At 72.1% G+C, this 24,454-nt stretch carries 28 protein-coding genes and 1 riboswitch; of the genes, 13 read left to right on the top strand and 15 right to left on the bottom strand.

Annotated elements, in window-relative coordinates:
- Positions 1-39: 39 nt before the first annotated feature.
- Both BLR04_RS42805 and BLR04_RS42415 read right to left on the bottom strand, forming a co-directional pair.
- A complete protein-coding gene (locus BLR04_RS42805; protein WP_354532976.1) occupies positions 40-123 on the bottom strand; it encodes a putative leader peptide in 84 nt (27 codons plus the stop codon).
- Between the two features lie 93 nt (positions 124-216).
- Entirely contained in the window at positions 217-342 is a 126-nt protein-coding gene (locus BLR04_RS42415; protein ID WP_281191583.1) for a hypothetical protein, read from the bottom strand.
- Between the two features lie 132 nt (positions 343-474).
- Here BLR04_RS42415 and BLR04_RS21545 point away from each other — a divergent pair, with 132 nt between their 5' ends.
- The 4 genes from BLR04_RS21545 (at position 475) to glyA (ending at position 4,911) form a co-directional block, all read left to right on the top strand.
- Positions 475-1,407 carry a YihY/virulence factor BrkB family protein gene (locus BLR04_RS21545; RefSeq protein ID WP_090768349.1) on the top strand — a complete coding sequence of 311 codons (933 nt, stop codon included), beginning with the start codon at positions 475-477 and terminating at the stop codon, positions 1,405-1,407.
- A 52-nt stretch (positions 1,408-1,459) separates the two neighbouring features.
- On the top strand, positions 1,460-2,011 hold the full coding sequence (locus BLR04_RS21540) for a mycothiol transferase (RefSeq protein ID WP_090768158.1): 552 nt from the start codon (positions 1,460-1,462) through the stop codon (positions 2,009-2,011).
- An 89-nt stretch (positions 2,012-2,100) separates the two neighbouring features.
- Complete coding sequence (locus BLR04_RS21535) at positions 2,101-3,498, top strand: serine/threonine-protein kinase (protein WP_090768156.1); 1,398 nt, start codon at positions 2,101-2,103, stop codon at positions 3,496-3,498.
- Between the two features lie 54 nt (positions 3,499-3,552).
- Positions 3,553-3,635: riboswitch (ZMP/ZTP riboswitch) on the top strand.
- 25 nt (positions 3,636-3,660) lie between these two features.
- Positions 3,661-4,911 carry a serine hydroxymethyltransferase gene (gene glyA / locus BLR04_RS21530; RefSeq protein ID WP_090768153.1) on the top strand — a complete coding sequence of 417 codons (1,251 nt, stop codon included), beginning with the start codon at positions 3,661-3,663 and terminating at the stop codon, positions 4,909-4,911.
- Between the two features lie 92 nt (positions 4,912-5,003).
- On the opposite strand, the gene BLR04_RS40800 is transcribed toward glyA, so the two are convergent.
- Together BLR04_RS40800 and BLR04_RS21520 are read right to left on the bottom strand one after the other, a co-directional pair.
- A complete protein-coding gene (locus tag BLR04_RS40800) occupies positions 5,004-5,822 on the bottom strand; it encodes an anti-sigma factor family protein (protein ID WP_176903213.1) in 819 nt (272 codons plus the stop codon).
- Positions 5,819-6,382, bottom strand: coding sequence for a sigma-70 family RNA polymerase sigma factor (locus BLR04_RS21520; protein WP_090768150.1), 564 nt, complete (start codon positions 6,380-6,382; stop codon positions 5,819-5,821). The genes BLR04_RS40800 and BLR04_RS21520 overlap by 4 nt, the downstream gene beginning before the upstream one ends.
- A 242-nt stretch (positions 6,383-6,624) precedes the next feature.
- Between BLR04_RS21520 and rsgA the strand changes: the two genes are divergently transcribed.
- Together rsgA and BLR04_RS21510 are read left to right on the top strand one after the other, a co-directional pair.
- Positions 6,625-7,734 carry a ribosome small subunit-dependent GTPase A gene (gene rsgA, locus BLR04_RS21515; RefSeq protein WP_090768147.1) on the top strand — a complete coding sequence of 370 codons (1,110 nt, stop codon included), beginning with the start codon at positions 6,625-6,627 and terminating at the stop codon, positions 7,732-7,734.
- Between the two features lie 88 nt (positions 7,735-7,822).
- Positions 7,823-8,449, top strand: a complete 627-nt coding sequence (locus tag BLR04_RS21510; RefSeq protein ID WP_090768141.1) for a phosphoribosyltransferase — start codon at positions 7,823-7,825, stop codon at positions 8,447-8,449.
- 12 nt (positions 8,450-8,461) lie between these two features.
- Here the strand turns inward: BLR04_RS21510 and BLR04_RS21505 are convergent, their stop codons facing one another.
- Positions 8,462-8,863, bottom strand: coding sequence for an ATP-binding protein (locus BLR04_RS21505; protein WP_176903212.1), 402 nt, complete (start codon positions 8,861-8,863; stop codon positions 8,462-8,464).
- 169 nt (positions 8,864-9,032) lie between these two features.
- Between BLR04_RS21505 and BLR04_RS21500 the strand changes: the two genes are divergently transcribed.
- Both BLR04_RS21500 and BLR04_RS21495 read left to right on the top strand, forming a co-directional pair.
- On the top strand, positions 9,033-9,944 hold the full coding sequence (locus BLR04_RS21500) for a helix-turn-helix domain-containing protein (protein WP_090768346.1): 912 nt from the start codon (positions 9,033-9,035) through the stop codon (positions 9,942-9,944).
- 116 nt (positions 9,945-10,060) lie between these two features.
- Positions 10,061-10,294: a DUF397 domain-containing protein gene (locus BLR04_RS21495; RefSeq protein WP_090768135.1), complete on the top strand. Its 234-nt coding sequence runs from the start codon at positions 10,061-10,063 to the stop codon at positions 10,292-10,294.
- 94 nt (positions 10,295-10,388) lie between these two features.
- Here the strand turns inward: BLR04_RS21495 and BLR04_RS21490 are convergent, their stop codons facing one another.
- Genes BLR04_RS21490 through BLR04_RS21480 form a run of 3 tightly spaced genes read right to left on the bottom strand, consistent with a single transcriptional unit; the run spans position 10,389 to position 11,971 of the window.
- Positions 10,389-10,646 carry a DUF2283 domain-containing protein gene (locus tag BLR04_RS21490; RefSeq protein ID WP_090768132.1) on the bottom strand — a complete coding sequence of 86 codons (258 nt, stop codon included), beginning with the start codon at positions 10,644-10,646 and terminating at the stop codon, positions 10,389-10,391.
- 10 nt (positions 10,647-10,656) lie between these two features.
- A complete protein-coding gene (locus tag BLR04_RS21485) occupies positions 10,657-11,634 on the bottom strand; it encodes a hypothetical protein (protein WP_090768129.1) in 978 nt (325 codons plus the stop codon).
- Position 11,635: 1 nt separating this feature from the next.
- Positions 11,636-11,971 carry a hypothetical protein gene (locus BLR04_RS21480; protein WP_090768126.1) on the bottom strand — a complete coding sequence of 112 codons (336 nt, stop codon included), beginning with the start codon at positions 11,969-11,971 and terminating at the stop codon, positions 11,636-11,638.
- Between the two features lie 135 nt (positions 11,972-12,106).
- Here BLR04_RS21480 and BLR04_RS21475 point away from each other — a divergent pair, with 135 nt between their 5' ends.
- Positions 12,107-12,499, top strand: a complete 393-nt coding sequence (locus BLR04_RS21475; RefSeq protein ID WP_090768123.1) for a YbaB/EbfC family nucleoid-associated protein — start codon at positions 12,107-12,109, stop codon at positions 12,497-12,499.
- A gap of 9 nt (positions 12,500-12,508) precedes the next feature.
- Complete coding sequence (locus BLR04_RS21470; protein ID WP_090768120.1) at positions 12,509-12,889, top strand: YbaB/EbfC family nucleoid-associated protein; 381 nt, start codon at positions 12,509-12,511, stop codon at positions 12,887-12,889.
- Between the two features lie 222 nt (positions 12,890-13,111).
- Here BLR04_RS21470 and BLR04_RS21465 read toward each other — a convergent pair whose 3' ends face one another.
- The 4 genes from BLR04_RS21465 to BLR04_RS21450 form a co-directional block, all read right to left on the bottom strand.
- Positions 13,112-13,423 (bottom strand): WhiB family transcriptional regulator, encoded by a 312-nt coding sequence (locus BLR04_RS21465; RefSeq protein ID WP_080036407.1) that lies wholly within the window; start codon positions 13,421-13,423, stop codon positions 13,112-13,114.
- A gap of 100 nt (positions 13,424-13,523) precedes the next feature.
- Entirely contained in the window at positions 13,524-14,384 is an 861-nt protein-coding gene (locus BLR04_RS21460) for a sucrase ferredoxin (protein ID WP_245740398.1), read from the bottom strand.
- Between the two features lie 114 nt (positions 14,385-14,498).
- Positions 14,499-15,995: a glycerol-3-phosphate dehydrogenase/oxidase gene (locus BLR04_RS21455; RefSeq protein ID WP_090768114.1), complete on the bottom strand. Its 1,497-nt coding sequence runs from the start codon at positions 15,993-15,995 to the stop codon at positions 14,499-14,501.
- Positions 15,988-16,497 carry a TetR/AcrR family transcriptional regulator gene (locus tag BLR04_RS21450; protein ID WP_090768111.1) on the bottom strand — a complete coding sequence of 170 codons (510 nt, stop codon included), beginning with the start codon at positions 16,495-16,497 and terminating at the stop codon, positions 15,988-15,990. Before BLR04_RS21450 ends, BLR04_RS21455 begins: the two co-directional genes overlap by 8 nt.
- Before the next feature lie 31 nt (positions 16,498-16,528).
- On the opposite strand from BLR04_RS21450, the gene BLR04_RS21445 reads away from it, so the two are divergent.
- On the top strand, positions 16,529-18,094 hold the full coding sequence (locus BLR04_RS21445; protein WP_090768108.1) for an FAD-binding oxidoreductase: 1,566 nt from the start codon (positions 16,529-16,531) through the stop codon (positions 18,092-18,094).
- 3 nt (positions 18,095-18,097) lie between these two features.
- Here the strand turns inward: BLR04_RS21445 and BLR04_RS21440 are convergent, their stop codons facing one another.
- Positions 18,098-18,514, bottom strand: a complete 417-nt coding sequence (locus tag BLR04_RS21440) for a hypothetical protein (protein WP_090768106.1) — start codon at positions 18,512-18,514, stop codon at positions 18,098-18,100.
- Between the two features lie 127 nt (positions 18,515-18,641).
- Between BLR04_RS21440 and BLR04_RS21435 the strand changes: the two genes are divergently transcribed.
- Both BLR04_RS21435 and BLR04_RS21430 read left to right on the top strand, forming a co-directional pair.
- On the top strand, positions 18,642-20,129 hold the full coding sequence (locus BLR04_RS21435; RefSeq protein ID WP_090768343.1) for a metallophosphoesterase family protein: 1,488 nt from the start codon (positions 18,642-18,644) through the stop codon (positions 20,127-20,129).
- A 38-nt stretch (positions 20,130-20,167) separates the two neighbouring features.
- Positions 20,168-21,757: a bifunctional 3'-5' exonuclease/DNA polymerase gene (locus BLR04_RS21430; RefSeq protein WP_090768103.1), complete on the top strand. Its 1,590-nt coding sequence runs from the start codon at positions 20,168-20,170 to the stop codon at positions 21,755-21,757.
- A 7-nt stretch (positions 21,758-21,764) separates the two neighbouring features.
- Here the strand turns inward: BLR04_RS21430 and BLR04_RS21425 are convergent, their stop codons facing one another.
- Positions 21,765-23,042: an MFS transporter gene (locus BLR04_RS21425; RefSeq protein WP_245740397.1), complete on the bottom strand. Its 1,278-nt coding sequence runs from the start codon at positions 23,040-23,042 to the stop codon at positions 21,765-21,767.
- 238 nt (positions 23,043-23,280) lie between these two features.
- Positions 23,281-24,105, bottom strand: coding sequence for an MOSC domain-containing protein (locus BLR04_RS21420; RefSeq protein ID WP_090768101.1), 825 nt, complete (start codon positions 24,103-24,105; stop codon positions 23,281-23,283).
- Positions 24,106-24,454 lie beyond the last annotated feature (349 nt).

Below are 24,454 nucleotides of genomic sequence, written 5' to 3'. Positions count from 1 at the left end.
AAAGGAGTGCGACGCGCTAAGCGGCAGGAAAAGGTGCGGTCAGCGGGCGTCGCAACAGATGGCAGAGCGGACGCGCAGAAGGTCGACGTGGCGTCGACCGACGAGCATGGGGTCCGCTGGCATGATTCGAGAGTACCCCGGCTGTCCGAGATGTCCAAGAGTTGGTCCACAGTGTGGGACTTGTCTCGTCACCGCAGGCCGAGGCCCTTTTCGGCATCATCCCTGACGGCGCCAGCCGAGCGCGGGCTCGTGCTCCTTGTCGGACGGCCGGTGCTGGCAGTCGCACCACGAGCCGCCGCGGCACTCCTCGTGACGCTTGTCCTTGCACCTCTCGCAGATCACACTACGCATAGTTCCCCGATGACCCGGTCGTAGCCGGGCGCCAGGGCGCACCCTGCCTGGCGACCGGGGCAGGGCACGTAAGCTGTCCCGAAGAGTCACTGCGAGTTCCTACTGCGAGTTCCTTGGGTGCCCATGACGTCCACCGAAGCGCCATCCAGGCCCAAACGAGGGCTCGTCTCGCACGCGCGGGCGCGGCTCAACTGGGCGCTCGACACCAAGTCCTGGTCCATCGTGCGCGCCGCCACCAATGCCGGGGTCGCCTACCGTGTCACCGGTCTGGCCGGGGAGGCGGCGTTCTTCGCGCTGCTGTCGCTGCCGCCGTTCGTCCTCGGGCTCATCGGGGTGCTCGGCAAGTTCGGCGCCTGGCTCGGGCCGGACGTCGTCACCCAGGTCAAGACGTGGGTGATCGACCAGGCGGGGCTGCTGTTCACCGACGACGCGGTCAACAAGGTGATCAACCCGCTCATCACCGACGTGCTCAGCGACGACGCCGGCAAGGTGTCGATCATCTCGCTGGGCTTCCTGCTGTCGCTCTGGTCGGGCTCGCGCGCCCTGTACGTCTACGTCGACCTCATCTCGGTCGCCTACGGCCTCGGCGAGGAGCGCGGCATCATCCGCACCCGCCTGATGTCGTTCGGCCTCTACGTCATGGGCCTCATCATCGGCATCATCGTCATGCCGATCCTGGTCATCGGCCCCACCCTGCTCAGGGACGCGCTCCCCGGCGAGTACGGCGTCATGATCGACCTGCTCTACTGGCCGGTCGTGATCGTCGGCTCGGTGCTGTTCCTCACCGTGCTCTACCACGTGAGCGTGCCGGTGCGCACGAAGTGGTACCGCGAGCTGCCGGGCGCCATCCTGGCGCTGTTCCTGTGGATCGTCTGCGCGGCGGTGCTGCGCGCGGTGCTCGCCGCCTGGTTCTCGCCCGTCTCCGTGTACGGCTCCCTCGCCGCTCCCATCGCGCTGCTGCTCTGGCTCTACATCACGGCCCTGGCGGTGCTCATCGGCGCGATCCTGAACGCCGAGGTCGACCGGCTCTGGCCGGGCATCAGCCGGCCGCGATAGGCCACGGACGGGCGAACGTTCCGGAAGGTGAACGTCCGGAACCAGCTCTAGCATGCGGACCGTGACCGACGACACAGCCATCAGTGAGCCGTCCCTGACCGCCGACGAAGTCGAGATGGTGCTGTTCGCCCTCGACCGTTCCCGTGCCACGTTCGCCTGGAAGACCGGCGGCCTGGACGCCGCCGCCCTGAACCGTCCGCACCCGCCGAGCACGATGACCCTGGCCGGGTTGATCAAGCACCTGACCCGGGTCGAGGAGGAGACGGCGGCCTGGCGCCTGTTCGGGGAGCGCCCCACGCCGCCCTGGGACAGCGCAGAACACGGCTGGGAATGGGAGGCCGCCGCCGACGACACCCCCGAGGAGCTCTACGACCGTTGGCGCGAGGCCGTCGCCCGCGGCCGGGCCGCCGTGGCCAGGGTGCTGGCCGACGGCGGTCTCGACCGGCCCGCCGGGTTCACCGTCACCGAGGACGGCCGATCGCCCAACGCGCGCCGTGTTCTCGTCGACCTCCACGACGAGTACGCCAGGCACGTCGGCCACGCGGACCTGTTCCGCGAGGCGATCGACGGCCTGGTGGGTGAGGACCCGCCCCAGCGCGGGTAGTCCTCCGCACCAACGGTGGATCTTCGGGCGCGGGAACGTGCCCGAAGCAACGGGCACCTCGCGGGGTCAGGTCCGGAATAATCCCTGGGATGGACGCACGGCGGGTCGGACCGTACTTAATCGTCAGAAAGCTTGGCGAAGGCGGCATGGGTTACGTTTTCCTCGCTCATGACCCAGCGGGGGGCCCGGTCGCGCTGAAGACCATGCGCCACGAGCTGGCCGCACGCGAGGAGTTCAGGCGCAGGTTCGGCAAGGAGGCCGACGCCGCGCGGAGGGTGGCTCGGTTCTGCACCGCGCCCGTGCTCGACGCCGGGTTCGACGACGGCACCGCCTACATCGTCACCGAGTACGTCGAGGGCCCCGACCTGTCGGCCGTCGTCGCGCAAGCCCCGCTGACCGGCTCCAACCTGGAGGCCCTGGCCGTCGGCGTGGCCACCGCGCTGACCGCCATCCATCAGGCGGGGGTCGTCCACCGCGACCTGAAACCGTCGAACGTGCTGCTCAGCCCCGTCGGGCCGCGGGTCATCGACTTCGGCATCGCCCAGCTCGCCGACGCCGGCCACACCGTGGCGACGGTCGCGCAGTCGATGGGCACGCCCGCGTACATGTCTCCGGAACAGGCCAGGGGAGAGCCGGCGACTCCGGCCAGCGACATCTTCTCCTGGGGCTCGCTGGTCGCGTACGCGGGCACCGGCAAGCCGCCGTTCGGAAACGGTGGCGGCCACGAGGTCATCTACCGTGTCATGCATCACGCGCCCGTGCTCGACGGGCTCGACGAGCGCCTGAGGGCGCTGGTGGAACGGGCGCTCGACAAGGACCCCCGCCGGCGGCCGAGCGCCCAGCAGCTCATGGACCTGCTGCTGGGTCGCACACAGGTGCCGGTCGCGGTGGCGTCGCAGTCGGTCTCGGAGACCTGGACGCCCGTCCTGCCCACCCGCCGCCCCGCGACGGCGTCCTTTCCCGCGGGCTCCGGGCCGGCCAGCAGGAGCCCGTGGCTGCTCGTCGCCGTAGGGCTGCTCGCGGCCGTGGTCGGCGCGGGCGCCACCCTGGGCGTCGTACGCCCGTGGGAGCAACGCGGCGCCGACCCGGGCACGCCCGCCACCGCCGGCACGGTCGACGCCCTCGGCACCAGGTTCCAGGTCCGGATCGACTCGCTCGTGCAGCAGGGCACCACCGCGCGCCTGGCGTGGACGGTGCAGAACGCCGGCACCGAAGGCGTGCTGCTGTACAACAAGCTGGGCAACGGTGTCACCGACAACTCGGTCTCGCGGGTGAGCCTCGTCCCGCCAGGGGTGGCCAGCCCTGTCTACCCGGCCTCCGTGGGTGAAGCCTGCGAATGCTCCAAGGTGCCCCAGCTGTCGTTCCAGGCGGGCGACCAGCTGCAGTTCTGGGCGATCTTCAAGGGACTCCCCGAGGACGCCGGGTACGTCGACGTCAATCTCGGCCCGCTCGGTGTGCTCAAGAACGTGGCCGTCTCATCATCCTGACGACTGACCTGGGCCGTCGCCCGAATGGAGCCTGCGTGGGATCCGCTATCGTCTAGAGCGAGACGCGACTGGCGCATTCGGTGGGATCGACCACCAGGGAGCGGAGTGAGCGGAGGCCGGGCGCCTGGGTCTTCGCCGATCATCAATGATGTCAGGAGAGTCATGGGTTCTCTCGCCAGCGTCGACCCTCAGATCGCCGAGCTCATCAAGGCGGAAGAGCGTCGCCAGGCCGACACCGTCAAGCTGATCGCGTCCGAGAACTACGTGTCCAAGGCGGTGCTCGAGGCCACGGGCACCGTGCTGACCAACAAGTACTCCGAGGGCTACGCCGGTAAGCGGTACTACGAGGGTCAGCAGGTCATCGACCAGATCGAGTCCGTCGCCATCGAGCGGGCCAAGTCGCTGTTCGGCGTCAACCACGCCAACGTCCAGCCCTACTCGGGCTCGCCCGCCAACCTCGCCGTCTACATGGCGTTCCTGCAGCCGGGCGACACCGTCATGGGCATGGGCCTGCCGTTCGGCGGCCACCTCACCCACGGCTGGTCGGTCTCGGCCACGGGCAAGTGGTTCAACCCGGTCCGTTACGGCGTCCGCAAGGACACCGGCCGCATCGACCTCGACGAGGTCCGCCGGCTGGCGCTCGAGCACCGGCCGAAGCTGATCTTCTGCGGCGGCACCGCGATCCCGCGCACGATCGACTTCGAGGGCTTCGCCTCGATCGCCCGCGAGGTCGGCGCGGTGCTCGCCGCCGACATCGCCCACATCGCCGGCCTGGTGGCGGGCGGCGCCCACCCGTCGCCGGTGGGGCACGCCGACGTGATCTCCACGACGACCCACAAGACGCTGCGCGGCCCGCGCGGCGCCATGCTCATGGCCGGCAGCGACGAGCACGCCGCGGCGCTGAACAAGGCGGTCTTCCCTGGTCTCCAGGGTGGCCCGCACAACCACACCACGGCCGCCATCGCCGTCGCGCTGCACGAGGCCGCCCAGCCGTCGTTCCGCGAATACGCCCACCAGGTCGTCGCGAACGCCAAGGCGCTGGCCGACGAGCTCGGCTCGCGCGGCTTCGACCTCGTCTCCGGCGGCACCGACAACCACCTGATCCTGCTCGACCTCACGCCCAAGGGCATCGGCGGCAAGCCCGCCGCCCAGGCGCTCGACCGCGCGGGCCTCGAGACCAACTACAACACGGTGCCGTTCGACCCGCGCAAGCCGTTCGACCCGTCCGGCATCCGCATCGGCACGCCGTCGGTCACCTCGCGCGGCATGGGCGAGGCCGAGATGCGGCAGATCGGCGCCTGGATCGACGAGGTCGTCACCGCCGTCGCGAAGGGCGACGCCGAGGCGGTCATCACGCGCGTCCACCACGAGGTCAGCGAACTCACCGCCCAGTTCCCCGCCCCGGGCCTGTAACCGAGCGTGGTCCGGGCCCCCGACCTGCGGGGGCCCGGCCGCGAGCACGCCCTGGCCCTCCGGGGCGTTCGGGCGGAGAGGCGTCGTGGCGTTCAGGTTCTGACGGTCAGGAGTCTTCTGCCGTCTGTGGTGGTCACCTCGAAGTGGTCGATGTCCTTCAGCGGGGTGGCGGTGCCGCCGTGCATGTAGAGCGGGTCGGGTGAACCCGGCACTCCGTACCCGGCTGGAGGTACGGACCACCCGGTCATCACCCGTCGCTCGCCCGCCGTCGACACCGACACCAGCTCGCACTCCAGCGGCCCGGTGACCCCGGCCAGCTTCAGCGCCGCGTGCGTGCCCCATTTCTTCGACTCCACGACGAGCCCGCCGGTCACGCCGTCCGAGCCCTCGCCCGTGATGGGCCGCCCGGCGGCGTAGAACTGTTCGGCGGGCCCCGTATGGTCGCCCATGCCCCCGCCGGCCCCGTGGGCCGTCGGCCGCGGCTCTCCCGCACCGACCCGCGTGTCGACCTGGGCCCCGACCTGTGCCCCGACCTGTGCCCCGATCTGGGCGCCTGCCCGCGGGTCGGCCTGGGTGCCCAGCTGGGCGCCGATCTGGGTGCCGATCGCGAGCCCGCCGGCCACCAGCGTGACCGCCGCCGCCATCCCCATCGCCAACGTCCCCCTGCGCGTCCGCCGGCCGGCGTCCTCCCGCCGGGGCAGGTCGATCACGTCGCCCCCGTTCGGACGGCCGCGCGGCAGCGGGCCGGGCCCGACCGTGCGCAGCAGGCCGGCCACGCCCTCCAGCTCCGTCAGCTCGTGACGGCAGGCGCGGCAGCCGAGCAGATGGGCCTCGAAGGCCGCGCCGTCGTCGTCGTCCAGCAGACCGAGCGCGTACGCGCCCACGTCCGTGTGCTCGACTCTCGAGGTCACGCCGTCACCCCCCTTTCCTCCAATGCGATCCGCAGCGCGCGTACGGCGTAGTAGACGCGCGACTTCACGGTGCCGACGGGGATGCCGAGCAGCTCCGCGGCCTCGTTGACGGACCGGTCGCGCAGGATCGTCTCGTTGAGGATCTCGCGATGGGCCGGCGACAACGCCTTCAGCGCCTCGGAGACGACCACCTGGTGCAGCAGCCCCTCCAACCCGTCGGGCACGGCGACGCCCGCCAGCGGCCCGTCGCCCGCCTCACGGGGACGGGCGTCGCGGCGCCGCCGGTCGTCGATCACGACGCGCCTGGCCACCGTGGCGAGCCACGGCATCAACGAGGCCGCTCCGGCGTCGAGCCGCTCCGCGCTGCGCCAGGCCCGGATCATGGTCTCCTGCACCACGTCCTCCGCCCACTGCCGGTCACCCGCCGTCAACCGGATCGCGAACGCCAGCAGCGGCCGGTGGTACTCCCGGTAGAGAGCGGACACGATCGGCTCGTCGTCCGGCCGTGCGCGGCCCGTCGAGGCGTCGGCCGCGGGCGGGGGATACGTGGTGGCTCGCATCGTTCCCCTTTCCCGGTCCGTCGGCAGGTGGTACGGCCGCCGTGCCTGGAGCGGTTCAAAAAGGGGCGGAAAGTAATGTGATTGCGCTCCTTCCGGCCAGGTGCGTAGAGTCACGCAGGTAACCGATCGAGGAGGTGAGGGCTATGCGGGTCGCCGTCTTCGCCATGCCGTCAGCCCACCTCCGGGCGTGTGTCTGAGCCGCCCGGCTCCACCCTTTCTCGATCACCGAAGGTTGCACTCCGTTGTCTTACGATCTCTCCCTGCTCGGCTGGACCGATGACCGCGCCGCCGAGCTGCCAGAAGGCGCCGTCCCCGCACGGGTGGCCCGCGTCGACCGCGGCGCCGCCGAGGTTCTCGCCGCCGACGGCCAGCACCACGTCAAGTACGCCGCCGACGTGCGCCGTGCGGCGGCCGCCGACCCGGTGGCGCTGCCCTGCGTCGGCGACTGGGCGGCGTTGCGGTGGCTGCCCGAGGGCCGGTACGTCCTCGACGCGGTGCTGCCCCGTACCACCGCGTTCGTCAGGGGCGGCGTCGGCCGCACCTCCGTCGGCGGCCTGTCCCGCGACAGCCAGGGCCAGGTGCTCGCGGCCAACGTGGACATCGTGTTCGTGGCCGAGCCGTCCATGCACGCGACCGATTTCGCCGACCTCGCCCGTATCGAGCGGCTCGTCGCGCTCGCCTGGGAGTCCGGGGGCACGCCCGTGGTGCTCGTCACCAAGTCCGACCTGTTCGACCAGCACCTCGAGCGCAGCTTCGACGGGCTGCTCGCCGACGTCCGCGCGGCCGCGCCCGGCGTCGACGTCCACGCGGTGTCGTCGCTGCGCGGCGACGGCGTCGAGCTGGTCGCCGGCTACCTCGAAGGCTCGCGTACGGCGGTCGTCCTCGGCGCGTCAGGGGCGGGCAAGTCCACCCTGGTCAACGCGCTGGCCGCCGATGAGGTCATGGCCACCCAGCAGGTACGCGCCGCCGACGGGCGCGGCCGGCACACCACCGTCCACCGCGAGCTGATCCCGCTGGCCCGGGGCGGGCTCGTCATCGACACGCCCGGGATCCGGCGGATCGGGCTCTACGACATGGCCGAAGGCGTCGATCGCGTCTTCTCCGACATCGAGGAGCTGGCCGAGCAGTGCCGTTTCGGCGACTGCGGGCACGCCGGAGAGCCGGGGTGCGCGGTGCTCGCCGCTCTCGACTCGGGCGACCTGCCGGAACGGCGTCTCGAAAGCTGGCGCAAGCTGCAGCGGGAGGCCGCCTGGATGGCGTCCCGTACCGATGCGCGGCTCCGCAAGGATCAGCAGGACAAGTGGAAGGCGATCACCAAGGAGATGCGCCGGGCCGGCCGCAACCGTCCCTGACCGCGTGCCGCCCTCCGACCGGCCCGCGGGGCCGGTCGGAGGGCGGATTTCGATGCGAGACGGGCGCATCTCGGGGTAGGCGGGGGGCATGGAGCTCTTCGCAGACCGGGCCGAGGCGGGGGAGCTGCTCGCGGAGCGGCTGCTGGACGCGCACGACCCCGTGATCCTCGCGTTGCCCCGCGGCGGCGTCGAGGTGGCCGTGCCGATCGCGCGGCGGCTGGACGCCGTCGTCGAGGTGCTCGTGACGCGGAAGATCGGTTATCCGCCCGCGCCGGAGCTGGGCGTCGGGGCCATCGCGGAGGGCGGCGAACCGGTGTTCGACATGGCGCTGCTGCACCGGCTCGGGCTCACCCCGGAGTCGGTCGCCGAGGTGGTGCGCAGGGAACGGCACGAGCTGGCCCGCCGGGTACGCGTCTACCGCGGCGACCGCCCGCTGCCCCCGCTGGAGGGCCGCGAGGTGATCGTGGTGGACGACGGTCTGGCCACCGGCAACACCGCCCGGGCGGCGGTCAGGGCCGTGCGCCGAGCCGGGCCCGCCAAGGTGACGCTGGCCGTGCCCGTGGGGGCGCGCGGAACCGTACGGTCGCTGCAGAAGGAGGCGGACGAGGTGGTCGTGCTCAAGACGCCCCTCGACTTCAGGGCGGTCGGCCAGTGGTACGCGTACTTCGACCAGCTCACCGACGACGACGTCCTGCGCCTGCTCGGCAGGCGGTGACGATCGGACGGGTCAGTCGGAGACGATGGCCCAGACGAGCTTGCCGGAATCGCGGGGGACGAGCCACCCCCAGGCCGAGCAGAGGGCGTCGACCAGGTGCAGGCCGCGTCCGTACTCGGAGAAGGTGTCGGGCGTGGCGGACACGGGGGTCGCGCGGTTGTGGTCGCTGACCACGCACACCAGCCGTCCGCCGCCGCCCAGCAGACGGAGCAGGCCCGCGCCGCCGCCGTGCCGCATCGCGTTGGTCACCAGCTCGGAGACGACCAGTTGGGTGTCGAACGCCTGCTCCGCCGCTCCCCAGGGGCCGAGCGTCCGATCGACGAACCTGCGGGCCGCGGCCACGCAGGCGGGCGCCTGCGCGTCATCGGTCCGGAACGAGAACACGGCGTCACGTTCGGCCGATTGACCCTCCATGAGGATGGAGGCGAGCCATCCTGGTGGCCGGCAACCGGTGGCGGCTAACGGCCGTGCGTCGAAAGTCGTCATCGTGCCCCCGAAGCGCGGTCTGATGATCCAGAGCCCATCTTTACGGGGAGTGCTTACTGATGCAAGACTTTCCGTCTTTTACAGATGCGAATTGCACATGCACGTGCAGACGATCTCGGAGGGGCGAGTGAGCGCAGAGAGCGCGGAGGGCAGGCTGCTGGGCCATGCGCCGGGCAGCCCGACGGTGCTGCGGATCCTGCTCGGTACCCAGCTGCGCCGGCTGCGCACCGAGAAGGGCATCTCGCGGGAGGAGGCCGGCTACTCGATCCGCGCGTCGCACGCCAAGATCAGCCGGCTGGAGCTCGGCCAGGTCAGCTTCAAACAGCGCGACGTGGCCGACCTGCTGACCCTCTACGGCGTCGTCGACCCCGCCGAGCGGCAGCCGCTGCTGGACCTCGCCCGGCAGGCCAACGAGCCCGGTTGGTGGCACCGCTACAGCGACCTGCTGCCGTCCTGGTTCGAGGTCTACATCGGCCTGGAGGGCGCGGCCTCGATCATCCGCACGTACGAGAACCAGTTCGTCCCAGGGCTGCTGCAGACGCCCGCGTACGCGCGGGCGGTCATCGAGCTGGCGCACGCGCACGCCCCCGAGGACGAGATCGACCGCCGGGTCGCGTTACGGATGGCGCGGCAGAAGCGGCTGGAGAGCGGGCTGACGCTCTGGGCGGTGATCGACGAGGCCGTGCTGCGCCGCATGCTGGGCGGCCCGGACGTCATGCGCGAGCAGCTCGCGCATCTGCTGGAGATGACAGCAGAGCGCAACGTGACCGTGCAAATCGTGACGTTCGAGCGCGGCGGGCACGCGGCGGCCGGCGGGCCGTTCAGCATCCTGCGCTTCCCCGAGCCCGAGCTGCCCGACGTCGTGTACATGGAACAGCTGACCAGCGCCCTCTACCTGGACAAACACGCCGACTCCGATCACTACTCGGGGGTCATGAACCAGCTGGGCGTCCAGGCGGAGGACCCTCGGGCGTCCAGGCGCTTCCTGGAGCGCCTGCTGGCGCTGTGATCCACCCCATAGCGCTTTTTTGGCCGTCCGCTCTGTGGAATCGGTCCTGCTGCCGTAGTGTCGGCTCGCACACGCGGATGCACGTGCATCCGTAAGATCGCGAGGAGCTGCCCCCCATGCAAGAGTTCCGGAACGGGACATCCGCAGCCGCCCTTCCCGTCGTCTGGCGCAAGAGCCGGTGGAGCAACCCCAACGGCAACTGCGTCGAGGTGGCGAGCCTGCCGAACGGGGAGATCGCCCTGCGGAACAGCCGCTTCCCCGAAGGACCCGCCCTCGTCTACACCCAGGCCGAGATCACCGCGTTCGTGCTCGGGGCCAAGGACGGCGAGTTCGACGACCTCGTCGCCTGACCTGAGTTCCGGCCTGGCGTCACCGGGTTTCGGCCATGCGAAAGAGCCGGCCGCTCAAGGGCCGGCTCTTTCCATGACAGGCCGCGCGGGCCGGCTATCTCGGCGGGAATCCGTACGGGTCGGATGGCGGTTCGTCCTCGTTCGCCAGGGCGAGGACCTCCGGCCGCAGGATGGCGGCGGCCCCGAGCACCTCGATGCCGAGGAGACGGCCACCGGCGTCGAAGTCGAGCACGATTTCCCCCGGCATGCCCTCGCGCTCCACGAGGAACTGCGAGTCGGCCTCCCCGGGGCCGATCTCGTCCACGAGGTAGATGTACGCGACGTCGTTCTCGTCGTCGTGTTCGATGCGCACGGCAGACCTTCTACTTCTTCTTCCAGATGGCGGAGATGATGCCGCCCTTCTGATTGGTCACGATCCGGACGGCCTGGGTCTCGTAGACCGTCGTTCCCGGCTTGTTGCCGGGACGCTTCTTCCCGTTCTTCTTCGTCTGCGCGACCATGTCGTCGCTGATGTTGCGCTGGCCCTGGCGATCATTCGCGTGCGAGGTCGTGCCGTCGGTGCTGTTCTGCGGGCTGTTGTCACGGCCGCCGCCGCCGCGTCTGCCCCCTCCGCCGCGCCGCCCGTTGCCGCCGCGCCTGGCGTTGTTGTTGCTGCGGCCCATCGCCGCCATACGGTCGCGGACGTGCACCGGGCCGGTTGTCGCCCGGGGGCCGACCGTGCGCGGTCGCGCGAGCCCGCGCCCCGCCCCGGCGAGCGCGGGTGTGGGACCTCCGCCGCCCGGACGGCGCAGACTGTCCAGGACGCGGCGGAACTGCGCGGTCACGTGGCGGTTGAGCGCGGGTGCCAGCACCTTGCCCGCGCCTTCCGCGCCCTCCCGCTGGAGCTTGCCCATCAGGGCGCGGGAGCGGAGCATCTCGGCCGTGGCCATGGCCCCGCCGAAGGGGCCGCCCGCCAGGAACGCCCTGGCCACGCGTACGGACGTGACGACCGCCGCCGTGCCGACCGCGACCTTGAAGCCCGTCGAGAGCCAGGCGGTGTTGTCGAGCACCGCCGGGGCCATCCTCGCCGCGCCGAGCGCCTGGCCCTGGTGCCCGCCGCCGCCCGTCTCGCTCCAGTAGGAGGCGAGGGCGGTGCCGCCCTCGCCGTGGTAGGCCTGCTCGGTGGCGCGGACGGCCGCGTCGGCGCCGGTGGCGGACGGCTCGGCCATGGCGAGCACGGTGCGCCAGGCGTCGGCGTCCTTGCGGATCTCGTCCTCGTCGACGTCGAGGTCGGCGCTGAGCCAGGGCATGCCGAGCATCCCGAGCACGGCGTGCACCTCGGGCGGCACGGTCACGCCCATGTCAGGCCCGCCCGCCGCTGAGCAGGTCGGCGATGCGGCGTGCCCCCTCCTCGCCCGCGCGTTCGGTCTCGCGGGTGTTGGCGGAGGCGCGGTCCAGCGCGTCGCCGGTGCCGGTCATCGTCGCGGACAGTTCGGTCATGGCCCGCAGGCCGAGCCCGACAGCCTCGGCGTAGGGGCCGGCCAGGACCGAGAGCAGGCTGCCACCCGCCCAGGACCCCGCGCCGGGTCCGCGTTCGCTGAGCCGCCGCAGCGCGGCCGCGTAGTCGTCTCCGTGTGCCCGCATCCGGGAGGCCTGCTGCTCCACGGTGCCGCGGGCGATCTCGAACCCCGCACTCATGCGGACCTACCCTAGTCAGCCCGATCTCCGGGCACACGGTGATCGCCTGTTTCGTGATCCATATCGCATGTGTCCGGGATGTGGTGAGCTGTGGAAAACTGACGGGTTGTCACCGCCGAACCGTAGGAGCCTGTCATGTCGACACCTTCGCCCGAGGCCGACGCCGAGATTCTGGAGCGCGTCGTGCGACAGGGCAGGGAGACGATGGCCAGGCTGCGGCGGGCACGGGCCGAGCTGAGCCAGGTCACCGGCACGGGCCGCACCTCCGACGGCATGGTGCGGGCCGTCGCCGACGGCCAGGGCGGCATCGTGGAGTTGCGGCTCGACCCGCGGGTGATGCGGCTCGACCACGTGTCGCTTGGCGCGCGCATCACGGCGGTGCTGCAGGACGCCCAGCGGGAGGCCGAGGCCAGGGCGCGGAGGGTCACCGAGGAGGCCCTGGCCGACACCGCGACGCTGCCCGACGCGCTGGACGAGAGGTTCGTCCGCGACCGGGTGGACCGGATCGCCGGCAATCTGATGAGCTGAGAGAGGGACGTGCACGACTTCGCGGCGGACCCGGACGGCTTCCGGGACGACGACATCGCGCGAGCCGAGGAAGAGGCGGAGCGCATCCTCGCGTGGACCGATCGCGCGCAGGCCGAGCTGCAGGAGCTCACCGGAACTGGTGAGAGCCCGTCGGGGCAGGTGACGGCCGTGGTGGCGGCGAGCGGCCGGGTGGTCGAGGTGAGCCTGAAGCCGCGCGCGGTGCGCCTGGACAGCCGGACGCTGTCGGAGGAGGTGCTCGCGGCGGTGGCGAGCGCGGGACACGACGTGACCCGCAGGGTGGAGGAACTGATCCGCCAGGGCCTGCCGGGATTCGACCCGGGGCAGGCGGTCGCCCGCGTGGAGCGGGTCATGAACATGCAGTGGCGGTGACCGCGGGCAAGGCGGGCGGCGACGCGGGTCCGCCGTGGCGCGGGGGCGCCGGGCGGGCCCGCGAGGACCGCTTGGGGATCGTGTGCCGTCGGTGACGGCGTAATCCGCCTGATCAGGCAGTTGCCCCGACCGGGTTCGCCAGAGCCTGGACATGGCGGGCCAGGCTCCGGTTCATCGGGACAACTGCGTGATCACGCGATGATGGTGAGACTGCCGGGTGTGTCAGGCGGCGGAGATGCCGGCGCTGGCCGCGCGGCGCATACGACGGCGACGCTCGCTGGCGCGCTCGTCCTCGTTGAGACCGCCCCACGTGCCGTACTTCTCGGGCCGGGACAGCGCGTAGTCAAGGCACTCGTTGCGGACGGGGCACTGGGCGCAGATCGCCTTGGCCTTCCGCTCACGTACGTCACGCTCGGGCTGCCGTTCCCCATCGGGGCCGAAGAAGAGCACGAGGTCCTCACCCCGGCACGCGGCATCATCCTGCCAACCCCAGCTGGGGCGCGGGCGGGCGAGCTGCCGACGTACCTGAGACATGAGAAAACCACCTTCGTGAGAGGTATTTCGGTAATTGAGCCGCATTGGACGCTTATGGCGTCACTGTTCCAACGCAAGGTCGGGCCGTGATGTTCCCTACTCAGGCGAGGGCGGGCGTGGTGTACTGCACAGGCGTGAGCCTGTCCAGCGAAACCAGCCGGTAAGTTGTGATCGTCTCGGCGCAAGCCGTGCCACACGGCGGTGTGAACGCCGATGGTTCGACCACAACTTGGATCCGGACGTCGCCGCAGCGCACGATGGCTTCGGTGACGTCACCGTCCGACCTGGAGGATTCCACGGCCACAGCGCCGACAGAGCACTCTCCCGTATGGGCTCGGGCGAAGTGTTCCGCGGCTTGCAGTGGCTCAGGGATGCCTGCGCGCCCCCGGAGGCGGTCGAGGATGACCTCGCCCGACCGGTACGCGTTAGCCGCTGCCAGTGCAGCAGCCTGAGACATGCTGCCGTAGAAAATTCCGTGTGGCAAGCACACGAGGTTGGCGGCGTAGCGATCGCCGCCAACGTGTGACGTTTCCCATACTCTGTCCGGCAGGCTTTCGGCCAGGGACCGAGCGAGGGGTAGTCCAATGCGGGCGCAGCACGCATTGCGCTTGGCGTGCGTGCAGACCAGAAATACCGGCTCGTCTTCCAGTATGCAGGACTCCGGGACCACTCCGGCCACGAGCGCGTCGAGGTCAAGATCGTCGGGACCTGCGACGACGCCCCGCGCCATCCAGGGCTCCTGGCTCGCCGCGTAGGCGACTAGCACATGGAGGTCCTCGACCTGCGTCCGGGTGCGCCGTCCAGGGCGGCGGATCAGCTGGGGTCTGATGCCCCGGTCGAGCGCCCGCCGGACGAGTTCGGCGATCTTGTCGGGCAGCTGGAGGCTCTCCAGGTGTGACGGCCACGGCCCGGCGTACTCGATGAGCAGCCAGAGCCTGGCTCCCACGGTGGCGCTGGCCATGGTGGGAGCCGTCCCGGTGTGGCAGCCGGCCGGATGGTCGCAGCCCCTCGCCAACGCTCGTGCCCCTTCTCCCCGATGCAGATTAGGTAAGACTAACCTAACGGGTGAGGACAGTCACAGGCGGGGTGCTTCGTCCATCGCGTCCCTGGCCACGGCGAGCGCGCGATCCCTGTCGCGCCTGACCAGCCCGATCCTGGTGCGCCGGTCGAGGAGGTCGTCCGCGTCGAGCGCGCCCTCGTGCAGGACCGACCAGAGCAGGTCGCCCCGGGTGAGACCGAGGGCGGCCTCCTGCGGGTGCGCCGCGACGAGGTCGCGCACGGCCGCGGCCTCGGAGCCGTACCGCTCGGCGAGGCGGGCGGGCACCCCCCTCGGGTGGGGGCCGGCGCCCACGAGCGGGAGCCTGCGCGTACGGCACCGCCCGGCCGCCAGCTGCGCGTGCTCGACCGCGCAGTCGACCGCGTCCTCGGCCATGCGGCGATATGTCGTGAGCTTTCCTCCCACGACGGTGACGACGCCGTCCCCCTTGAGCACCTCGTGCCGGCGGGACAGGTCGGCCGTCCGCCCGTCGGCCGCCAGAAGGGGCCTCAGGCCCGCGTACGCGCCCGCGACCGCCTCTCGTGTCACCGGAGACTCAAGCACCCCGTTCAGCACCTCCAGAAGCCTTCTGACGTCTTCCTCGGGCACCTCGGGGACGTCGGGCACCGGTCCGTCCAGCGGCTCGTCCGTCAGCCCGACGTGGATGCGGCCGTCGGCCTGCGGAAGAACCAGGGCGAACCGGTTCGCCTCGCCAGGGATGGGCAGATGCAGGCCCGCGATCAGGCCCGGCAGCGTTCCCGGCGCCAGGACGAGGTGCGTGCCGCGGGATGGGCGCAGCCGTACCCGGGGGTCGAGCCCGCCCGCCCACACGCCGGTCGCGTTGATCACCACCTTGGCCCGGACGGTGAACTGCTCGCCGGTCAGCTCGTCGCGGACGTCGGCGCCGTGCCCGGTCAGCCGCAGGGCGCGGCAGCGGGTCAGCACCCGAGCGCCGTGCGCGGCCGCGGTGCGCGCGATCGCCACCACCAGGCGGGCGTCGTCGAGCAGCCGGCCGTCCCACGACAGCAGGGCGCCGCGCAGGCCGTCCTGCTTCAGCACCGGCGCGAGCGTGTGCGCGCGCTCCGGGCCCAGCCGCGACGGGCCGGGCAGCAGGCGGCGGGGCGTGCGGGCGGCCGCGCGCAGCCCGTCGCCGAGCCGGTAGCCGGCCATCACCAGCGCCGCCTGCCGCGCCGGGACGGCGGGCGTCAGGGGCAGCACGTACGGGTGCGCGGAGACCAGGTGCGGTGCCGTGCGGCGCAGCAGGATCCCGCGCTCCACCGCGCTCTCGTAGGCGACGCCCACCTGCCCCTTGGCCAGGTAGCGCAGGCCGCCGTGGATCAGCTTCGAGCTCCACCGCGAGGTGCCGAACGCGAGGTCGTGCGCGTCGATCGCGGCCACGCGCAGGCCGCGGGAGGCGGCGTCGAGCGCCGCGCCCGCGCCTGTCGCGCCGAGGCCCACCACCAGCACGTCGAGGCGTTCTTCCGCGACCTCGCGCAGCTCGCGCGAGCGTCGGGCGGCGTTCAGCGAGCTATCCAAGATAGGCCTCCAGGAGGGCGTGCAGCTCGGCGTCGAGCTCGTCCGTCGTCACCGGGCCGAGCATGGTGGGGGCGGAGAGCAGGAACGACTGGGCGACCAGCAGCACCGCCGTGGCCTTCCGCCGGTCGCCGAGCGCGCCCGCGAGCGCGTCGAGCATCGCCTCGTGGGCGGCGCCCCGGCGCTGGAGCAGGTACGGCAGCAGCAGCTCGGGGTCGGCTTCCACGATCTTGCGCCACAGCGGATGAGCACGCAGTTCCCGTACCCCTGTCACGACCGCGCCTACCGGGTCGGACATGTCGAGACCGTCCGCGACGCGTACCCACTCCCTGGTCATCAGGTCGGCGACCAGCGAGCGCACGTCGGGCCAGCGGCGGTAGAGCGTCATCCGTGACACGCCCGCGCGGCGGGCCACGTCGGTGAGGGTGGTGCGGCGCACGCCGTAGGCCAGCACGCAGTCGCGGGCCGCGTCGAGCACGCCGTCGTTGTGACGATTTACCGTCATATGTCACAGTGTAAGCGTGACTGGAGAAGCCATGCTGTGGTCCGGCTGGGGCGACCCCGCCCAGGCCCGTGAGCTGCCGGAACAGGTCCGCGTCCTGCTGCGCGACCTCCTCGGCGTGCGGCCCCCCACCGCCCCCGCGTCCACCCTCGAGTCGGTACGGCTCCCGCCGGTCGCCCTCACCGACGCGCGGCTGGCGGCGCTCGCCGAGGTCGTCGGCCCCGGACACGTGCTGACCGGCCACGAGGACCGCGTCCGCCGCACGCGCGGCAAGTCCACCCCCGACCTGCTGCGCATGCGCGCGGGCGACGGCTCGGACGCGCCGGACGCGGTGGTGCTGCCCGGCTCGCACGAGGAGGTCGTCGCGCTGCTGCGGCTGTGCTCGGACGAGCGGATCGCGGTGGTGCCCTTCGGCGGAGGGACGTCCGTCGTCGGCGGGCTGGCCGCCGCCCGCGAGGGGTACGCCGGGGTGATCGCGCTCGACCTGCGCCGCCTCGACCGGCTGCGGTCGGTGGACGCCGAGTCGATGGTCGCCGAGTTCGAACCGGGCGTGCGCGCCCCCGAGGCGGAGCGGCTGCTCGCCGCGCACGGCCTCACGCTCGGGCATTTCCCGCAGTCCTTCGAGTACGCCACGCTCGGCGGCTTCGCCGCGGCCCGCTCCAGCGGCCAGGCCTCGGCCGGGTACGGCCGATTCGACGACATGGTCGTCGGCCTGACCCTCGCGACGCCGCGCGGCGCCATGGAGCTCGGCCGCGCCCCACGGTCCGCCGCGGGGCCCGACCTGCGCCAGCTCGTCCTCGGCTCAGAGGGCGCCTTCGGGGTCATCACCTCGCTGCGGCTGCGCGTCCGGCGCGCCCCGGCGGAACGGCGTTACGAGGGCTGGCGCTTCGCCACGTTCGCCGAGGGCACGGCGGCCGTACGCGCCCTCGCCCAGGAGGGTCCGCTGCCCGCAGTCCTCAGGCTCTCCGACGAGACCGAGACGATGATCGGCCTCGCGCGGCCGGACGAGATCGGCTCGGGAGGTTCCGGTGGCTGCCTGCTCGTCGCCGGGTACGAGGGCGAACGCGTGGGCGGGCGGCACGCCGCCGCCTCCGCGGTGCTGACCCGGATGGGCGGCGAGCCCCTGGGGGCCGAGCCGGGGCAGGCGTGGGAGCACGGGCGCTTCTCCGCGCCGTACCTGCGTGACTCGCTGCTCGCGGCCGGGGCGACCGTGGAGACGCTGGAGACGGCCGGGTTCTGGTCGAACCTGCCCCGGCTCCACGACGCCGTACGCCTCGCGCTGCTCGGCGAGCTCGGCTCGCCGCTCGTCATGTGCCACGTCTCGCACGTGTACGAGACCGGCGCCTCCCTGTACTTCACCGTCGTGACCGCGCAGGACGCCGACCCGGTCGAGCAGTGGCGGCGGGCCAAGACGGCGGTCAACGCCGCGATCGTCGCGGCGGGCGGCACGATCTCGCACCACCACGGCGTGGGCCGTGACCACAGGGACGCGTACGGGGAGGAGATCGGCCCGCTCGGGGCCGCCGTGCTGCGGGCGGTGAAGGCGGAGCTCGACCCCGCGGGGATCCTCAACCCTGGCGTCCTCGTACCGGAGGGATGAGCGTCAGCCGCCCGGCGGGACCGCCGCGGCCTCGGCCATCGCGGCGGCGGCCTCGGCGTGCCGGCCGAGCGCGTCGAGGACGCGCGCGAGGGACATCAGCGCCATCACCAGCGCGGCGCCGCCGTTGAGGCGGGAGAGTTCCACCGCCTCCCGGGCCATGGGGAGCGCCTCCTGCGCGCGGCGCCGCCCGAGCATGAGCTCCGCGCTGACCCGCAGGCAGCGGGCCAGCAGCGCGGCGTGCTCGCCGCGCGACCTGCGGTGGAGGTCGCGGCTGCGGGCCACCGCCTCGCTCGCCCGCGCGATCGCGGTGGAGCCGCTCCGGCGCGACAGGGACGCGGCGTACGCGAGCAGGGCCTCGACGGCCGCCACGTCGGAGGTGCCGCCTACGCGCGCCGCGTCGTCCGGGCCTTGACGGATCATGCGAGCCTCCTTCGGCGACCCACCGCTTGCTTGGGGGGTGAGGGTACATCATGAAACACCTTCTGTGTTTGCGCCAGCACGCAGCGTTCAAGATGCGCGAACGGAAGATCGCGGTAAAGATGTGGTCATGGTGGATGTAGCGGCCGAGCGGGGAAAGCAGCTGTCGTCCAGGACGTCGGAGGAGGGCGCGGGCTGGACCTGCGCGCAGATCGGCACGTTCGCCCAGCTCAGGCCCGACAAGCGAGGTTTCTCGTGGCTCAACCTGCGCACGCTGTGGAGGTCGAGGAACGAGGTCCTCGCCGGCCTGCTCGGCGATCCTTCCGGCGAGGTGCGGGCGCGCTGGGTGGCGGCCCAGAAGGCGCGCGGGGCCGACCCCGACTTCCAGGTCAAGGCGCCCGCCGGGGGAGATTTCAGCTTTCTCGTCCTCGGCGACACCGGTGAGGGCGACGCCTCGCAGTACGCCGTCGTCCCGGGAATGCTGAGGATCGGCGAGGACACCTCGTTCGCCGTCATCGCCAGCGACGTCATCTATCCGACCGGGTCGGGCAACGAGTACGGCGACAAGTTCTTCCGCCCGTACAAGGACTACGACGCCCCCATCTACGCCGTCCCCGGCAATCACGACTGGTACGACGGGCTCGGCGGGTTCATGCGGGTCTTCTGCGACGCGGCCCCGCTCAAGCCGAAACCCGACCGGGGGCTGCGCGGCCTGCTGTGGCGCAAGCCGGAGACGATCGACGAGACGCGGCTCACCGAGGCCCGCTCGCTGCGCGGCAAGCCGTCGCAGCAGGCCGAGCAGCCGGGGCCGTACTGGGTGATCGAGAGCGACGCCCTGCTCATCGTGGGCGTCGACACCGGCATCAGGAACGTCATCGACCGCGAGCAGACCGCCTGGCTGCGGCGGGTCTCGCGAGACCCCAGGCCGAAGATCCTGGTGACCGGAAAGCCGATCTACACCGCCAACGCGTACAAGCCGTCCGCCCTGGAGGACGGCGGGACGATCGACGACATCGTCCGCGACCCGGCGCACCGGTACGTCGCCGCCATCGGGGGCGACGTGCACAACTACCAGCGTTATCCGGTCAAGGTGGGCGACCGGGTCATCCAGTACGTCGTGACCGGCGGCGCGGGGGCGTTCATGCACGCCACGCACACGATCCGCCGGGTGGACGTGGCCGGCGTGCACGAGGACGACTTCCGGTGCTACCCGCTGCGCGGCGACTCGCTGTCGTTCTACAGCCAGATGTACGCCCGGCGGCTGCGGATGAAGTGGCTCCGCCTCACGCCCGACGAGGCGGCCTGCATCATGGCCGAGCAGATCGGCAACCAGCCGGTGCGCTCGCCGTCCGGGCCCGTGCCGCTCACCCGGCGGATGCGCTGGGCGGCGCGGCTGCTGGGCTCCTGGCCCTGGCCGCTGCGGCTCCCCGTCGACCGGGTGTTCCACCGCTACCTGTCGGAGCTGTCCGACTGGGACACGCCGCCGTTCTTCAAGCAGTTCCTGCACGTCGCGGTCACCTCGCAGGAGCTGACGCTGCGCTGCTTCGCCGCCACCGGCTGCCTCGCCCAGGAACTGCAGCCGCCGCTGGAGGACGAGGTGCGCATCAGCCTGGCCTGAGGTCCTTTTCTGTCGGTGCCGTTTGGCACCCTGGACACGTGTACGTCGTGGTCGCTGATGAGACGCTGCTGCCTGTCGGGGACGACCCGATGGCGTCCACGGGCGTGCCGCGACGGCCCGGCGACCTCGTGCGGGCGGTCCAGGAGCTCGAGACCGCCGAAGGGCCACGGTGGGTGTGGGCCGACACGCGCGAGGCGTACGCGCCGCTGCTGGAGCAGGGCGTGCGCGTCGCGCGCTGCCACGACCTCGCGCTCACCGAGGGCCTGCTGCTCGCCCACGAGGGCCGCTACGGCGAGCCCCGCTCGGCCAGGGCGGCGCACGCCAGGCTGCACGGCCTGCCGGTGCCCGACGAGCAGCCGAACGCGGCCGGCACGCTGTTCGCGCCCGAGCCGCTCGCCGCCGAGGCCGTCGCCGAGGTGCTGGCCGACCAGCTGCGGCGCATCGCGGCGCTGCCCGAGCCCGGCCGCTTCCGGCTGCTGGTCGCGGCCGAGTCGGCGGGCGCGCTCGTCGCCGCCGAGATGTCCCACGAGGGCATGCCCTGGCGCAGAGACCTGCACGACGCGCTGCTCACCGAGCTGCTCGGGCCGCGCCCGGTCCACGGCATGCGGCCGGCCAAGCTGCAGGCGCTGGCCGACGAGGTGGCGGCGGCGTTCGGCCACCCGGTCAACCCCGACTCGGTGCAGCAGCTCGTCAAGGCGTTCAAGGGCGCGGGCGTCGAGCTGAGGACGACCCGCTCGTGGGAGCTCAAGCGGATCGACCACCCCGCCGTGGCGCCGCTGCTCTCCTACAAGGAGCTCGCGCGGCTGTTCAGCGCCCACGGGTGGGCGTGGGCCGACCAATGGGTGCGGGGCGGGCGCTTCCGTCCCGAATACGTGGTGGGCGGCGTGGTCTCCGGGCGGTGGGCCACCAACGGCGGCGGCGCGCTGCAGATCCCCAAGGTGATGCGCCGCGTGGTGCTGGCCGACGACGGCTGGACCCTCGTCGTCGCCGACGCGGCGCAGCTCGAACCGAGGGTGCTGGCGGCGATGGCCGGCGACGTGGGCCTGGCCAGGGCGGCCGGCGAGATCGACCTGTACGCCGCGCTCGCCCAGTCGTTCGGCGGCGAGCGGGCCAACGCGAAGATCGCGATGCTCTCCGCCATGTACGGCGGCACCAGCGGCGACGCCTCCAAGCTGCTGGCGGTGATGCGGCAGCGCTTCCCGAAGGCGTACCAGTTCGTGGAGGACGCCGCCAAGGCGGGCGAGGACGGCCGTATCGTGCGCTCGTGGCTGGGGCGCACGAGCCCGCCCCCGTCGGAGCGGTGGCGACAGCTCGTCTCCGGGCCCGAGGGCGGCCGGGCGGCCCGCGACCGGGGCCGTTTCACCCGCAACTTCGTGGTGCAGGGCACGGCGGCCGAGTGGGCGCTGGCGCTGCTCGCCGTGCTGCGCGGGCTGCTGCCCGAGCCGGCCCGGCTGGTGTTCTTCCAGCACGACGAGGTGATGGTGCACTGCCCGCTCGATCAGGCGGAAGAGGTGATCGCCGCCGTCTCGGAGTCGGCGGCGCGGGCCAGCCGCCTGCTGTTCGGCTCGACGCCCGTACGCTTCCCGATGGAGGCGGTCGCCGTCGGCTCCTACGCCGACGCCAAATGACCCGGCGCTATGCCGGGTGACGCGGCGGGCGGCGGTGGGTGAGCACCAGCCAGAGCCCCGCCGTGCCGACCATGACGCCGACGACGAGGCCGAGGGTGCCGTAGCCGAGCAGTCCCACGATCGAGCCGGCGACGAGCGTGCCCGTCGCGCCGCACACGTTCATGAGCAGGTCCGACAGGCCCTGGACGGCGGGGCGGCGGTCGATCCCGACCGCCTCCGTGACCAGCGCGGAGCCGGCCACCAGGCCGCACGACCAGCCGAGCCCGAGCAGCACGAGCGCGGTCGTCACCTGCCACACCTGGTGCCCCGCCGTGCCGGCCAGCGCGGCGGCGGCCAGCAGCAGCACCGCGCCGAGCACCAGCACCGGCACCTTGCCCGCCCGGTCGGCCAGCCAGCCGACGACCGGCGACAGCACGTACATGCCGGCGATGTGCAGGCTGATCACGATGCCGATGACGTCCAGGTTCGAGCCGTCGTGGTGCAGCTTGACCGGGGTCATCGACATGATGGAGACCATCGCCGTGTGGCTGACCGCGATCATGACGAGGGCGCGGCGGGCGGCCGGGGTCGTCCGTAACACCTGCCAGGCGGTACGGACGGTGCGGCCGCCTCCCGGGGCGGCGTTCGGGGTGCCGTTCTGGGTGCGGGCGAGCACGAGCGGGTCAGGACGCAGGAAGCCGAGGACCACGACCAGAGCCAGGCCGAACGCCAGCGCCGCGAACGCGAACGGTCCCGCCGTCTCCACCAGCCCGAGGCGCATGCCGATCTGGTCGGCGGGCTTGGCGAGGTTGGGGCCGGCCACCGAGCCGACCGTGGAGGCCCAGACGACCAGCGACAGGTGCCGGGCCGAGCGGCCCTGGGGCGCCAGGTCGGTGGCCGCGTAGCGGGCGGCCAGGCTGGCCGCGCTGCCGCCGCCCACCAGCACGAGGCCACCCAGCAGCAGCGGCCAGGTGTGCAGGCTGATCGCGAGCACCGAGATCGCGCACCCGGTGAGCGCGGCCACGTACGCGAGTGACAGCCCGGCGCGCCGCCCGCCGCTCCCCGACACCTTGGCGGTCGGCAGGGCGAGCAACGCCGCGCCGAGCACGGTGGCGGTGCCGGCGAGGCCGCTGATGACGGTGGAGCCCGACAGCCGGTCGACGACGACCGAGCTGAGCGCGAGCCCGACGGCGATGCCCACGCCGCCCACGATCTGCGCCGCGGACAGGACCACGAGCGTGCGTCGCTGGACGGCGCGGATCCGGTCAGGGGACGAGACGGCGGGCTTCGCGGGGGCGTTTGTCACCCGTGAAGTTTCCCATAATCCCCCAACATCGCCCTAAAGACCGCTGTGAAGCTTTTTTCTTGCTAAAGCGCGATAAGTTCTGCAGCTCGCCCAAGGGCCCGACCGCGGGCCGGCCACCCTCGCCGGTGCTGCTTTCCGAGAATGCGAGTCGGATCGCCCTGCGCGATCCAACCCACTCCGCTCGCACAACTCCGCTCGCACAACTCCGCTCGGGCCGCTCCGCTCGGACTAGGAGGAATCAGAGAATGGTGACCGGGTCGCCCTGGGTGATGCGGCCCACTCCGTCCGGGATGAGGTTGATGCCGAACCACACCTTGCCGTCACGCTTGCGGTGCCGGGAAAGGGTGCGGATCGGCTCCTTGCCCTTCGTGTACGCGGCGGTGTCGACCGTGGTCAGCACGCACCGGTCGCAGCCCTTGGACACCCGGAAGTCGACCTCGCCGATGCGGACGCGCTTCCACTCGTCCTCGGCGAACGGCTCGGACGCTCCCTCGACGACCAGGTTGGGCCGGAACCGGCGCATCGGCAGCGGCTCGGGGGCCTCCTCGCCGCGTTCGAGCGCGGTCTCGGTGATCCAGTCGCGCAGCCGCGTGAGTGACGCTGTCGAGGTGAGCAGCAGGGGGTAGGCGTCGGCGAGGCTCACCCGGTCGTCGGGCCTGCTGTAGGCGGGGTTGACCGGGCGGCGGGTCGGGTCGTCCATCCAGCGCAGCCGCAGGGGGCGTCCGACCAGCGCGGACAGCCAGGCGGCGGCCTCGTCGCCGCAGTCGGTGAGCTCCACCGGGTCGTGGTGGACCTTCACCGTGGAGCGGGTCGTGCCGGGAACCACCCGCAGCGGATCGGCGTGCGGGCCGGTGAGCGTGAGCGCGCCGTCGTCGAGGACCGGGACGCAGGCCAGCAGGCGGGGTTCTTCCCTGGCGGTGAGGAGTTCGCTGCCCGCGTCGGTGGTCTCGGTGATGAGGTAGCGGCGGTCGCCGGCCAGCCCCCACGGCTCGACCTCGGCCACGGGCACGTCGTGTCCGGTGGTCGATTTGACGGGATAAAGGGAAATGCTCGCCAGCCTCATGCGCAGACTTTACCCCACCACCGCCCTGGCTTCATGTGCGTAAACCCCTGCCGACCAGGCCATGGTCCCGCGTCCGCAGGCGGCAGAGGAATGTGCCGCGTGAGGAGCGTTTGCGCTCCCGCGAATTCCCACCGACCGGGGCGATGGCCGCACCTTTGTGCGGGCGACACATCCCCCACACCTCCACCACCGAAGTGCGGCCACGACCTCGCCGGCGGAAGAGTCGCCAATGCCGTGACGCGAACCCCCAGGGACACAACTCTCACCGACGAAGGTGGCAGTCCTTTTGCGGGTGGTGAGGTACCGGCGTGCCGCGTTCGCGTGGGGGTGTGCGCGTGCGGCGGTCCGT

The sequence above is a fragment of the Nonomuraea maritima genome (assembly GCF_900100395.1).
GTDB classification, from domain to species: domain Bacteria; phylum Actinomycetota; class Actinomycetes; order Streptosporangiales; family Streptosporangiaceae; genus Nonomuraea; species Nonomuraea maritima.
The sequence above is the reverse complement of the archived record's forward strand: the minus strand, read 5'-3'. Positions and strand labels throughout refer to the sequence as shown.